14 protein-coding genes and 1 tRNA gene are annotated in these 12,340 nt (G+C 66.0%); 7 read left to right on the plus strand and 8 right to left on the minus strand.

Annotated elements, in window-relative coordinates:
• Positions 1–10 precede the first annotated feature (10 nt).
• From trpD to IE122_RS13740, 5 genes are read right to left on the minus strand one after another with little or no spacing between them, the layout of a single operon-like run.
• A complete protein-coding gene (gene trpD, locus IE122_RS13720; RefSeq protein ID WP_189621740.1) occupies positions 11–1,012 on the minus strand; it encodes an anthranilate phosphoribosyltransferase in 1,002 nt (333 codons plus the stop codon).
• Positions 1,009–1,605: an anthranilate synthase component II gene (locus IE122_RS13725; RefSeq protein WP_189621741.1), complete on the minus strand. Its 597-nt coding sequence runs from the start codon at positions 1,603–1,605 to the stop codon at positions 1,009–1,011. Before IE122_RS13725 ends, trpD begins: the two co-directional genes overlap by 4 nt.
• Complete coding sequence (locus IE122_RS18500) at positions 1,602–2,471, minus strand: phosphodiester glycosidase family protein (RefSeq protein WP_189621742.1); 870 nt, start codon at positions 2,469–2,471, stop codon at positions 1,602–1,604. The genes IE122_RS13725 and IE122_RS18500 overlap by 4 nt, the downstream gene beginning before the upstream one ends.
• A complete protein-coding gene (trpE, locus tag IE122_RS13735; protein WP_373299138.1) occupies positions 2,390–3,910 on the minus strand; it encodes an anthranilate synthase component I in 1,521 nt (506 codons plus the stop codon). The genes IE122_RS18500 and trpE overlap by 82 nt, the downstream gene beginning before the upstream one ends.
• Positions 3,911–3,920: 10 nt before the next feature.
• A complete protein-coding gene (locus IE122_RS13740) occupies positions 3,921–5,876 on the minus strand; it encodes a peptidylprolyl isomerase (protein WP_189621743.1) in 1,956 nt (651 codons plus the stop codon).
• Positions 5,877–6,137: 261 nt separating this feature from the next.
• Between IE122_RS13740 and tpiA the strand changes: the two genes are divergently transcribed.
• The 3 genes from tpiA to pyrG all read left to right on the plus strand — a co-directional run bounded on the left by tpiA (position 6,138) and on the right by pyrG (position 9,156).
• A complete protein-coding gene (tpiA, locus tag IE122_RS13745) occupies positions 6,138–6,896 on the plus strand; it encodes a triose-phosphate isomerase (protein WP_189621744.1) in 759 nt (252 codons plus the stop codon).
• Between the two features lie 132 nt (positions 6,897–7,028).
• Positions 7,029–7,391, plus strand: coding sequence for a preprotein translocase subunit SecG (secG, locus tag IE122_RS13750; RefSeq protein WP_189621745.1), 363 nt, complete (start codon positions 7,029–7,031; stop codon positions 7,389–7,391).
• Between the two features lie 133 nt (positions 7,392–7,524).
• On the plus strand, positions 7,525–9,156 hold the full coding sequence (pyrG, locus tag IE122_RS13755) for a CTP synthase (protein ID WP_189621746.1): 1,632 nt from the start codon (positions 7,525–7,527) through the stop codon (positions 9,154–9,156).
• 66 nt (positions 9,157–9,222) lie between these two features.
• On the opposite strand, the gene IE122_RS13760 is transcribed toward pyrG, so the two are convergent.
• The gene (locus tag IE122_RS13760) at positions 9,223–9,687 is read right to left on the minus strand and encodes an Hsp20 family protein (protein ID WP_189621747.1); all 465 of its coding nucleotides are present in this window, start codon (positions 9,685–9,687) and stop codon (positions 9,223–9,225) included.
• Positions 9,688–9,880: 193 nt separating this feature from the next.
• Between IE122_RS13760 and grxC the strand changes: the two genes are divergently transcribed.
• The 4 genes from grxC (at position 9,881) to IE122_RS13780 (ending at position 11,656) form a co-directional block, all read left to right on the plus strand.
• On the plus strand, positions 9,881–10,144 hold the full coding sequence (grxC, locus tag IE122_RS13765; protein ID WP_189621748.1) for a glutaredoxin 3: 264 nt from the start codon (positions 9,881–9,883) through the stop codon (positions 10,142–10,144).
• A gap of 14 nt (positions 10,145–10,158) precedes the next feature.
• Positions 10,159–10,983 carry a carbon-nitrogen hydrolase family protein gene (locus tag IE122_RS13770; protein ID WP_189621749.1) on the plus strand — a complete coding sequence of 275 codons (825 nt, stop codon included), beginning with the start codon at positions 10,159–10,161 and terminating at the stop codon, positions 10,981–10,983.
• A 7-nt stretch (positions 10,984–10,990) separates the two neighbouring features.
• Positions 10,991–11,512: a DUF1178 family protein gene (locus IE122_RS13775; protein ID WP_189621750.1), complete on the plus strand. Its 522-nt coding sequence runs from the start codon at positions 10,991–10,993 to the stop codon at positions 11,510–11,512.
• Positions 11,513–11,579: 67 nt separating this feature from the next.
• Positions 11,580–11,656: transfer RNA gene (locus tag IE122_RS13780), tRNA-Arg, on the plus strand.
• Between the two features lie 164 nt (positions 11,657–11,820).
• On the opposite strand, the gene IE122_RS13785 is transcribed toward IE122_RS13780, so the two are convergent.
• Positions 11,821–12,024 carry a hypothetical protein gene (locus IE122_RS13785; protein WP_229814169.1) on the minus strand — a complete coding sequence of 68 codons (204 nt, stop codon included), beginning with the start codon at positions 12,022–12,024 and terminating at the stop codon, positions 11,821–11,823.
• Between the two features lie 85 nt (positions 12,025–12,109).
• Positions 12,110–12,316 carry a cold-shock protein gene (locus IE122_RS13790; RefSeq protein ID WP_189621752.1) on the minus strand — a complete coding sequence of 69 codons (207 nt, stop codon included), beginning with the start codon at positions 12,314–12,316 and terminating at the stop codon, positions 12,110–12,112.
• Positions 12,317–12,340: the final 24 nt, after the last annotated feature.

Here is a 12,340-nt window from a genome sequence, read left to right on the forward strand (position 1 = left end):
AGGGTTCCGGTCATGCGGTCGCGCGCGTCGTCGCGATCCAGCAGTCGAGCAGGGTATTGGCAAGTCCCTTGTCGATCGCTTCGGCCGCTTCCTCAACCCCTTCCGCCCAGCTTTCGGCGGCTCCGGCCACCATCAGCGCGGCGGCGGCGTTGAACAGCACGGCGTCACGGTAGGGGCCATGTTCGCCCAGCAGCAGGCGGCGCAGCGCGGCGGCGTTCCAGGCGGGATCGCCGCCCCGGATCGCCTCCACCGGATGAAACGGCAGGCCGGCGTCCGCCGGGGTGACGCGGCGCAACGACAGTTCGCGCCCGCGCACTTCGGTCATTTCGTTGCCGCCGGCGAGGCTCAGCTCGTCCAGCCCTTCGTCCCCCGATACCACCATCGCATGGTCGGTCCCCAGCCGCGCCAGGGCATCGGCATAGATCGGGACATAGGCCGGGCGGGCGATGCCGACCAACTGGCGGCGCACTCCGGCGGGATTGGCGAGGGGGCCCATGAGGTTGAAGATCGTGCGCCGGCCGATCGCCCTGCGCACCGGCATCAGCCGCCCCATCGCCGGGTGATGCCGGGCCGCGAACAGGAAGCAGATGCCGAGATCGCCCAGCGTCGCTTCCGCCGTTTCGGCGGCGCGATCGAGGTTCAGGCCCAGCGCTTCGAGGGTATCGGCCGCGCCCGCCTTGGAACTGGCGGCGCGGTTGCCGTGCTTGGCGACGGGCACCTCGCATGCCGCGACGACCAGGCTGACGGCGGTGGAGACGTTCAGCGTATGGTGGCCATCGCCGCCGGTGCCGCACACGTCGATCGCGCCCGACGGTGCGGTGATCGGGATCATCCGCGCGCGCATGGCCCGCGCCGCGCCGGCGATTTCGCCCGCCGTCTCTCCCCGGTCGGACAGGCCGATCAGGAACGATTTGATCGATTCTTCGCCCACCTTGCCGTCAAGGATCGCGCCGAACAGGAATTCGGCCTCGTCCTCTTCCAGCGGGTGCAGCGGATCGGGCAGCACCGTCATGCGCGCAGCCGTTCGGGCAGCCTCGCATCGATGCCGCACAGCGTCAGCCAGTTGGCCAGCATAGCGTGGCCGTGCTCGGTGGCGATGCTTTCCGGGTGGAACTGGACGCCGTGGATCGGCAGGCTGGCGTGACGAAAGCCCATCACATGGCCATCGTCCGACCGGGCGTTGACCACCAGCGCATCGGGAATATCCTCGACGATCAGCGAGTGATAGCGGGTGGCAGTGAAGGGGGAGGGCAGCCCCGCGAACACGCCGGTGCTGTCATGCGTGACCGGGCTGGTCTTGCCGTGCATCAGCCCGCCGCGCACCACCTTGCCGCCGAAATGCTGGCCGATCGACTGGTGGCCCAGGCACACGCCCAGCAAAGGCTTGCCCGCATCCGCCGCCGCGCCGACCAAGTCAAGGCTGATCCCGGCTTCGTTCGGCGTGCACGGCCCGGGCGAAAGCAGGAAGCCTTGCGCCCCGCTGGCAATCGCCTGCGCGGCCGAAAGCGCATCGTTGCGCACCACTTCCACCTCGGCCCCCAGTTCCATCACGTAATGGACGAGGTTCCAGGTGAAGCTGTCGTAATTGTCGATGACGAGGATCATGGGACGCCTTTCGTCGCTTTCTCGACTACGATCAAGGGGCCGAGTGGAAACTGGGCATCCAGGCGCCCTGTCGCTGGGTCCCAGAGCGAAGACACCGTGCCGTCAAGAAACAGCGCATTGGGCGTCTTGCAGTGATCGCGCATCATTCTTGCCAGTAGTCCGAAAGAAACCGGCTCGTCCGAGATGACGAAGTGGGCCTGGCCACGGTCATCCACCCCAACGGCGTTGCGGATCTTTTCGGAGGTACCTGACTGAGAGATATGAGGATTGAACTTCCCGTCGATGAGCAGCATGGGGCCTGATTGCGTTCCGAGTTCCGGACGCTTTGAGACCTGCTTCGTGAAGTCATCGCTCGACAGTACCGCCCACGGCCCTTTCGTAGCGCCGTAGAAAACGCCATTTGGCTTCAGATAAAAATTGCCCTTCCCATCGCGCCGGTTAATTTGGTGCAGCCGGTTTTTGTTCTCTACATAGTATCCGATAGGCTGGCTGGATGTATCGTACATACCGCCATTAACGGCGAAAGCTACGCGGTCGGGTTTTATATCCCGGGAAAGCGGAGCAAATCCGCGATAGATAACCCCGTTTTTACCGGTTATTCTGGTGGTTATGATATGTCGGCCCGGTTTGGCGACGCACTGGGTGAACCGCCTGTTTTCGAACAGAACCGCGCTGCATGCGGGAGTGGCGGGAAGCCGTGCAGAAGACGCGCGAGGGACCCAATGAAAATATCCGTAGCCGAGTGAAATTACTCCGACGCTCAATCCAAGCGCCAGTGCTTTCCTCACTGCCCGAACCCCGGTTCCCCCGCGACCCGGACCGCTTCGCGCGCGGCGGCGAACAGGGCGCCCGACTTGGCTTCGCATTCGCGCTGTTCGTATTCGGGGACGCTGTCCGATACGATCCCCGCGCCCGCTTGGACGTGGAGCACCCCGTCCTTGAGCACGCCGGTTCTGAGGACAATGCAGCTATCGACCGACCCGTCCGGCGCGAAATAGCCGACGCCGCCGGCATAGGCGCCGCGCGTTTCGGGTTCCAGTTCGGCAATGATCTCGCACGCGCGCACTTTGGGCGCACCCGACACGGTACCGGCTGGGAAACCGGCGAACAGCGCATCGATGGCGTCGTGGCGGGCTGTGTCCAGCTTGCCGACCACGTTCGAGACGATGTGCATGACGTGGCTGTAGCGCTCGATCGTGTAGCTGCCGGTCACCTCCACGGTGCCGGCTGCGGCGACCCGGCCGACATCGTTGCGGCCCAGGTCGAGCAGCATCAGGTGTTCGGCGCGTTCCTTGGGATCGGCGAGCAGGCTTTCCTCGTTCGCCTTGTCCTCTGCCGGCGTCTTGCCGCGCGGGCGGGTGCCGGCGATCGGGCGGATGGTCACTTCGCCGTCGCGGACGCGCACCAGGATTTCCGGGCTCGATCCGATCAGCGCAAAACCCGGCAGGTCCAGGAAATAGAGGAACGGCGACGGGTTCACCCGGCGCAGCGCGCGATAGAGCGAAAGCGGCGGCAGCGTGAATTCGCAGGTAAAGCGCTGCGCCAGGACCACCTGGAAGATGTCGCCCGCCTCGATGTAGTCCTTGGCGCGCAGCACCATGGCCTTGTAATCTTCGGGCGCCATGACCGGCGCGGGCTGGGGCACCGGCAAATCCGCTGCGCGCTGTTCGGCCGGGATCGGCAGGGCAAGACGGCGCAGCGCTTCCTCGATCCGCTCGGCCGCGCTTTCAAGCTGCACCTCGGCATTGCCATTGCCGGGCCACACCGGGGCGACGCAGAACAGTTCATCGCCCAGCCGATCGAACACCAGGATCAGCGAGGGGCGGACGAACAGCATGTCGGGCAGGTCGAGCACGCTTTGCGGGGCACGCGGCAGCTTTTCGACGAGGCCGATCGTCTCGTAACCGAAATAGCCGACAAGGCACGCCAGCGCCTTGGGCAGTTCGGCGGGAACCTCGAAGCGGCAGGCTTCCACCAGCGCGCGCAGTTCCGCCAGCGCATCGCCAGGGAGCGGTTCGAACGCCTCGCGATCGTGCTGCCACTGGCGGTTGATCGCGCATTCGTGGCCCTTGCCCCGAAAAACCAGATCGGGGGCCAGCCCGATCAGGCTGTAGCGCCCGCGCGTTTCGCCGCCTTCCACCGATTCCAGCAGGAAATCGCCCCGTCCCGGCTCGAACAGCCGCAGCGCTGCCGCCACCGGCGTTTCGGTATCGGCGACGAGGCGACGCCACAGCAGCGCCGGCTGTCCGGCGGCGAGCCGGGCGGCGGCGGCGTCACGGGTGGATTGCATGGCCGAAATACTCATGGAACCGCGTTCATTCCGTCGCGGCTGACAGCGAGCCGCCAAGCTGCTGGCGTAGCGCCTTGAGCGCGGCGGGGTCCTTCTTGACGCCGACGTCCTTGCGGATCGCCGTGCTCAGCGCCTCGGCATAGGCCTGGCCAAGCTGGCCGCTCAGTTCCTTCTGCGCGGCGTCCAGAACGGCAGCGTTGTCCGCCTTGCCGGGCGTGACGTCATTGAGGGTGACGACGAACCAGCCGCGCTTGCCATCCGCCGTCTGCACCTTGGTGGTGCCCTTGGCCATGCGGAACAGCAGCGTCACCGGCGGCGGCAACTGCTTGCCTTCCTGCAGCGCCATCGTCAGTTGGCGACGGGCCATCGCGATCGACTGCGGCGGGGGCAGCGGCTTGCCGGCGGCGGCAACCGCCTGCTGCAGGCTCTTCCCAGCACGCAGGGCTGCCTGCACCTTGAGCGCGGCGGCCTTGGCACCGGCGGATCCGGTTTCCAGCGCCCAGGCCTGCAGCACGTCCTGATGGATTTCCTCGAACGGGGCGGGGGCGGATGCGGCGATCGCGGTCACGTCATAAAGGGCCAGCACTTCGGCGGGCTGGGTTTCGGCTACCTGCGGTTTTTCCTGCTCCATCGCAAAGGCGGTGGCGATCACCGGCTTGAGTTCCGCCGGGGCCGACTGGCCGGGATTGAGATAGACCGCGCCGTCCGCCGTGAGTGGCGGGGTGGTCTGGACCTGCGCCCCGACGACCTTGGCCACTTCGGGGAGGCTGGCACCGTTATCGAACTGTTCCTCGATCCGCGCGGCGAGATCGGCGAAGGCCTTGCGGCGCTTTTCCATGGTCAGCGCGGTGACGATCTCGCCGCGCACCTGATCCAGCGTCTTGCCGGCGGTGTCCTGCACCTGCTCGACCCGGACGATGTGCCAGCCGAGCGGGCCCTTGACGACGGGGGCGAGCTTGCCCTGCGCGGTGGCGAACACGGCGCGGGCGACATCGGCGGAAGACTGCGCGGCATAGGTTTGCTGGTTGAGCAGCGGGATTTCGGCCGTGGCCAGCCCCTTTTCTTTGGCCGCCGCTTCCAGCGACTTGCCCCCGGACACCTCCGCCACCACGGCATCGGCGGCGGATTTGGTCGGCACGATCAGTTGCAGCAGGCGGCGGTTGTGCTGGGGGGCATAGTCCGTGGTGTTGCTCGCATAACGGGCGCGGATTTCCTGGTCGGTCGGCGCAGGAATATTCTTGAGCCCGGCAGCGGTGATCAGCGCATAGCGGATCGTGCGCCTTTCAGGGCGGATGAAGGCTTCGGAATGCGCCTTGTAGAACGCGCGGAGCTGCTGCCCGCTCGGTTTGTCCTTGGGCAGGAACAGCAGCGAGGGCAGGGCGACGGCGGTGCCCTTGCGGGTTTCGTCGAGCATGCCGGCGTAGCGCTTCGTCAGGTCGGCCGGCATCGTCGCGCCGATGGCGGCGGGGGCGAGCAACTGGCGCGAGATCAGGCCCTGGCGCAAGTCATCGCGCAGTTCCTTCTCGGAAATGCCGCGCTGTTGCAGCGCTTGCCGGAACACTTCCTGGCTGAACTGGTCGTCCACCCCGCGAAACGCCGGGATCCGGGCGATTTCGCTATCGACCAGACGATCGCCGGCGATCACGCCGTGGCTTTCGCCGAACACCGTCTGGGCGGTGCGATCGATCAGTTCGTCCTCGATCTCTTCCAACCCGCCTTGCAGCACCAGCATCTTCATGGTCGCCTTGGGGTCATTGGCGCGGGCGCGTTCGAGCGCGCTCTTCGCGGCTTGGGTGACCGCAGCGGCAGTAACCGGCTTGCCGCCGACATCGGCGAGGTCCGCGTCCGCTCCGCCGGTCGCCTGTCGCCCGAAATTGGCGATATCGCCGCCGGCAAAGGCCAGCGCCATGAGAAAGACGAAAAGAAGGGCGATGGCCGCTCCCACTTTGGAGTGGATGACCTTGCGGAAAATGGAAATCATGGCCGGTCGCTCAGCGGTTACCTTAGGGGCGCGGGCGCGGGACCCGCTTGCAAGGCGCTGGCTTTAGGGGGCTGCGGCATTTCCTGCAATGGGCGTTCTGACCGCGCCGGGGTGCCCGATGGCAGTTAGATATCCCGGAGTCGCGGCAGTCCGTTTTGACAAATCGGGCTGCTCTGGCCTAGCAGCGCGCCAGGTCGCGACCGTCGATTCACAACATCGGCCGGATTCGCGGGCAACTGGGGTTTTCAGATCGGGGTTCTCATGGCTGGCTTGCCTTACATTGTCGGAAACTGGAAAATGAACGGGACACGCGCGATGCTGAACGAGGCGCGGGCGATGGACCGTGCTGCCGGGCGGTTTCCGAAGGTCCAGGTAGCGGTCGCCCCGCCGGCGACGCTGCTCTGGCGCACCCGCGAGGCGGTGGAACTGATCGGGGTCGGCGGGCAGGATTGCCACGCCAAGGACAGCGGCGCGTTCACCGGGGACATTTCGGCCACGATGCTCAAGGACGCCGGGGCGGATTTCACCATCACCGGCCATTCCGAACGGCGCACCCTGCACGGCGAAACCGATGCCGACGTCAAGGCCAAGTCCGAATCGGCGCTCGCCGCCGGCCTTTCGGTCATCCTGTGCGTCGGCGAAACCGAAGCCGAGCGCGATGCCGGCCGTGCGGTCGATGTGGTGAGCGGCCAGCTCGAAGGTTCTTGCCCCACGGTGGACGGTGCGGCCGAGAAGCTCTCGATCGCTTACGAGCCGGTCTGGGCGATCGGCACCGGCCGCGTCCCCTCGATCGACGATGTCGCCGCCATGCATGCCGCGATCCGCGAACGGCTGGTGGCGATCTACGGCGCTGCCGGGGCCGAAGTGCGCATCCTCTACGGCGGCTCGGTCAAGGCGGACAATGCCGCCGAACTGCTGGCGGTGCCCGAAGTGGGCGGCGCGCTGGTCGGCGGGGCCAGCCTGACGGCGGAAAGCTTCCTGGCGATCGTCGGCGCGGCGGCTTCGCTCAACGCCGACTGACAGGCGGGGCAGGCCCGTCGGCGCGTCCGACGGGTTGCTTCCGAGGCGGGTTGCGCCTATCTGCGCGGCAAGGATCGCGGCTTCGGCGCGCGGCCATGATGGTTTGAACCTCCCGAAAGGTTGCGAGGCGAGATGTTTCTTTTCCTGACCGTGTTGCAGGCACTTGTCGCTGCGGCGCTTGTCGGCGTCGTGCTGATGCAGAAGTCGGAAGGCGGCGGCCTGGGCATGGGCGGCAGCCCGTCCGGCCTGATGTCGGCGCGTGGCGCGGCGAACTTTCTCACCCGGGCCACCGGCATCCTGGCGACGCTGTTCGTGGTGCTCAGCATCGTGCTGGCGGCGATGGCGGTCGAGGTGACCAGCGGCCGCGAGATCGACACCTCGCTGCAGCGTGACACCGGCACGGCCCCGGCTGCGGCCGGTCAGCCCGCTCCGGCGGCGCAGCCTGCGGCTCCAGCCGGCCAGGCCGATCCGCTTTCGGGCGCAGCCAAGCAGTAACCTCCCGCGCCTATCGCGTCTCCGATCCCGCAGCCTGGCCGGTTACCCGGCCGGGCCGCCCAACATTAGTTTTGTGGATTGAGCCTCTGGGTGCTTGCCCAAGGGGCCCCACCCCATTTAAGGCCCGACTCCCATGGCGCGGCACATTTTCATCACCGGCGGCGTGGTCTCCTCGCTCGGAAAAGGCCTCATGGCGGCCAGTCTTGCGGCCCTTTTGCAGGCGCGCGGCTTCCGGGTGAAGATCCGCAAGTTCGACCCCTATCTCAACGTCGATCCGGGCACGATGAGCCCTTATCAGCACGGCGAGGTCTTCGTGACCGACGACGGGGCCGAGACCGACCTTGATCTGGGCCACTACGAACGCTTTACCGGCGTGTCGGCCAGCCAGGCCGATAACATCACTTCCGGGCGCATCTATCGCGATATCATCGCGAAGGAGCGTCGCGGCGATTACCTGGGCGCAACCGTGCAGGTGATCCCGCACGTCACCGATGCGATCAAGGATTTCGCCCAGGCGGATACCGATGATCTCGATTTCGTGCTGTGCGAAATCGGCGGCACCGTTGGCGATATTGAAGGTCTGCCGTTCATCGAGGCGCTGCGCCAGCTTCGCAATGAACTGGGCCGCGAAAGCACCTGCTTCGTGCATGTCACCCTGGTTCCGTACATCGCGGCGGCGGGCGAACTCAAGACCAAGCCCACGCAGCACTCGGTCCGCGAGCTGACCGGCCTTGGCATCCAGCCCGATATCCTGCTGTGCCGCTGCGACCGCGAGCTGCCCGAAGGCGAACGCCGCAAGATCGCGCTGTTCTGCAACGTGCGCCCGCAGGCGGTGATCCAGGCGCTCGATGCGCCCAACATCTACGCCGTACCGCTGCAGTACCATGCCGAAGGGCTGGACGCCGAAGTCCTCCACCACTTCGGGCTGAGCAGCCCCGTACCCGAACTGGCGCGCTGGGCCGATATCGTCGACCGCTATCAGCATCCTGAAGGCGAAGTGACGATCGGCGTGGTCGGCAAGTATGTCGGCCTGCCCGATGCCTACAAGTCGCTGAACGAGGCGCTGGTCCATGGCGGGATGGCCAACAGGGTCAAGGTCAACATCCGCTGGATCGATGCGGAAGTCTTCGAGAAGGAAGATTCCGAGATCGCCGCCGCGCTCGAACCGATGCACGGCATCCTCGTCCCCGGCGGCTTTGGCGAACGCGGGACAGAGGGCAAGATCGCCTCGGTGCGTTTCGCGCGTGAACGCAATTATCCGTTCTTCGGCATTTGTCTGGGCATGCAGATGGCCTGCATCGAAAGCGCCCGCGCCGCCGGAATTGCCAAGGCATCGTCCACCGAATTCGGCCCGACCGAAGATCCGGTGGTCGGCATCATCACCGAATGGATGGGCAAGGACGGGCTGGAAAAGCGCGCCGAAGGCGGCGATCTGGGCGGCACCATGCGGGTCGGGGCCTATCAGGCCAAGCTGTCCGCCAACAGCCACGTCGCGGCGATCTATGGCGGCGTGACCGACATTTCCGAACGCCACCGCCACCGCTACGAAGTCAACGCCGGCTATCGCGATGCGCTGGAAGGGCAGGGGCTGATCTTCTCGGGCATGTCGCCCGATGGCCTGCTGCCCGAAATCGTCGAGCGCCCGGATCATCCGTGGTTCGTGGGTGTCCAGTTCCACCCCGAACTGAAATCGCGCCCGTTCGATCCGCACCCGCTGTTCGCCGGCTTCATCGCCGCCGCGTTGCGCCAGTCGCGCCTGGTCTGACAATAAACGGAAGGGCGCGGCTGCCTCGGCAACCGCGCCCCTTTCTTGTTCGTCGCTCGCAGAAAATCAGGCGGCGGCGCTGTCCTTGCCGTCCTCGACGATCTTGAGCGTGCTGCCGCCCACCGCGATCTTCTTGGGCTTCATCGCTTCGGGCACTTCGCGCACGAGATCGATCACCAGCAGGCCGTCGGCAAGATCGGCGTTTTGGACGCGAACGTAGTCAGCCAGTTCGAACCGCCGTTCGAACCCGCGCTGAGCGATGCCCACATGCAGGTATTCGCCTTCCAGTTCCTCGTCCGGCTTGTGGCCCTTGACGACAAGAAGGTTGGCCTGCGCGGTGATGTCGATATCGGCGGGCTTGAAGCCGGCCACGGCGAGCGTGATGCGATAGGCGTCAGGCCCGCGACGTTCGATGTTGAAGGGCGGGTACTTGTCACCCTGGTTCGTGCGCGCCTGGTTTTCGATCATGTCGAACAAGCGGTCGAAACCGACCATGGTGCGGCGATAGGGCGTGAAATCGATACGGTTCATGACAAAAATCCTCCTATGAGCAATCTTCGCAAATCTGAGGCCCGGCGATTCCGGCACCTCGGTTTTCAGGACGTGCCCATGGCGGGCCACGTCCTGAGCACCTAGATATGCTGCGGGCGTTGCCTTTCAAGAGGGTGGCGGCCGCGCAATTCCCGCCGGTACTGCCGGCCGCACGCAAGAGGAACACCGCCGCATGAGTCAGCCCAAGGTCGAAATCTACACCAAGTGGGGTTGCCCCTACTGCGTCGCCGCCAAGGCCCTGCTCGACAAGAAGGGCGTCAGCTATGACGAGATCGACGTGACGATGGGCGGTGCGAAGCGCGCCGAAATGGTAGAGCGCGTGCCCGGGGCGAGCACGGTGCCACAGGTTCTGATCGACGGCACGCCGTTTGGCGGGTTCGACGATATCAACGCGCTGGACCGGCAGGGCAAGCTCAACCCGGTGCTGGGCCTCTGACCGCTCCCGCAACGATGCGCATCGGCATCCTGCAGATGACCACCGGCATAGACCCGGCAGTCAACGCGCGCGTCATCTCGTCTGCCATCGCCGACGCGCGCGCGGGCGGGGCAGCGATGCTGTTTACGCCGGAAATGTGCGGCCTGCTCGATCGCAACCGCCAGCGCGCCGCCGAGCATATCGTGGCCGAGGAGGACAACCCGGTCCTTGCCGCCGCGCGCGAGGCGGCGGCCGCCGCCGGGATCTGGGTGCACCTGGGCTCGCTGGCGATCCGGCGTGCGGACGGACGATGGGCCAATCGGTGCTTTGTAATCGACGATACCGGGGCCATCGCGGCCCGCTACGACAAGATCCACATGTTCGATGTCGATCTGGCAAGCGGCGAATCATGGCGGGAATCGAACGCTTATGAGGCCGGCGATGCCGTCGTCACGGTGGAGACCCCGCTGGGCCGGCTCGGGCTCGCGATCTGCTACGATATCCGCTTCCCCGCGCTGTTCGAGGCACTGGGCCGACGCGGGTGCGATCTGATCGCCATCCCCGCCGCCTTCACCGTGCCCACCGGGCGCGATCATTGGCACTTGCTGCAACGCGCCCGCGCCGTGGAAGCCAGCGCCTTCGTTATCGCCCCGGCACAAGTGGGCCACCATGAAGACGGACGTCAGACCTACGGCCACTCGCTGGCGATCGATCCCTGGGGCAAGGTCCTGCTCGACATGGGCGGGGCGGATGATGGCGGCCACGCCGGGCTTGGCTTCGTCGATCTTGATCCGGGCCGCATCGCTGAAGTGCGCGCGCAATTGCCCAGTCTTGCCAACCGGCGCGATTTCGCCAAATAGCCCGATCATGATTGTTTACGATCTCGCCTGTGCCCACGGTTGCCCCCGCTTCGAAGGGTGGTTCCGGTCCTCGGACGATTTCGATCGCCAGCTTGTCGCGGGCCTGCTGTGCTGCCCCGCTTGCGGCTCCGCCAGCGTCAGCAAGGCGTTGCAGGCTCCGCGCCTCGCACGCAAGGGCAACCAGCTCCAGCCGGTCAGCACTCCCGCCACCACGCCGACCACATCCGCGCCCGAGAAGCTGCCCGCCGCCCCTGTCAGCGGCGCAGCGCCGGTGGCCTCAGGGCCGCTGCCGGCGCAAGCGGTAGAGATGCTGCACAAGCTGGCGACGATGCAGGCCGAAATCCTCAAGCATTCGCGCGATGCCGGCCCCCGCTTCGCGGAAGATGCCCGCGCCATGCATTACGGCGAGAAGGAAGCCGCGCCGATCCACGGCCAGGCCACGATCGAGGAAGCGCGCGAGCTGATCGAGGAGGGCATCGAGGTCATGCCGCTGCCCTTTCCGCTCGTCGCCCCCGACAAGGCGAACTGATCGCGCCAGACCGCAGCAGCCCCGCGTTGCCAAGCGGCAAAGGTCACGCTAGGACCCACCTCGCGATGCGCCCGTAGCTCAGCAGGATAGAGCATCAGATTCCTAATCTGGGGGCCACAGGTTCGAATCCTGTCGGGCGCACCACAAAACCTGCCGTTTGCGCAGGCTCCGCAGCAACACGAAGGACTGGCGCGAAGCTTGCGTTCGTTCGCGATGCGGGATGGCGCATCCGGTGGGAGAGGCGCGGCCGTTTTCGACAATCCGGCGGAATCGCGAGAGCGGCGATGCCGGGAGGCATCACGTCGCGGTCAGTTGTCTTTGCTGATTTCGCTCAGGCGCAATTGCTCGGCCTCGGCTTCAGCTTTGACGATGCAGGCATCCTGGGTTTTCTGCGCCCGGTCGGCGAGTTCTTCCCAGGCCGCTGCGGCCCTGAGGCATCGGTCGCGTACCAGCGGCAAAGTGGCAGCATCGGCAGCGACGTTCTGGATTTCGGCTTGCTCGCGGTAGAACATAAGCGATGACATGTGGATCGCTCCTGGTCCCGGCAAAAGTGGGTCGGCGGACCTTTCCGGAAAAAGGTCCGCCGGGTCGGCCCGATCAGGCCGTCTGGAGGTTGACAGCCGAGGTCTTGCCGCGACGGTCGGTTTCCAGTTCGTAGGAAACGCGCTGATCCTTGTTCAGGGTGCGCATGCCGGCGCGCTCGACCGCGCTGATGTGAACGAAAGCATCGTCGCCACCGGTTTCGGGAGCGATGAAGCCATAGCCCTTGTCGGCATTGAAGAATTTGACGGTGCCGGTAATCATATGGGTATCCTTTGCCCAATGCAG

The organism is Novosphingobium colocasiae (genome assembly GCF_014652555.1).
GTDB classification, from domain to species: Bacteria; Pseudomonadota; Alphaproteobacteria; order Sphingomonadales; family Sphingomonadaceae; genus Novosphingobium; species Novosphingobium colocasiae.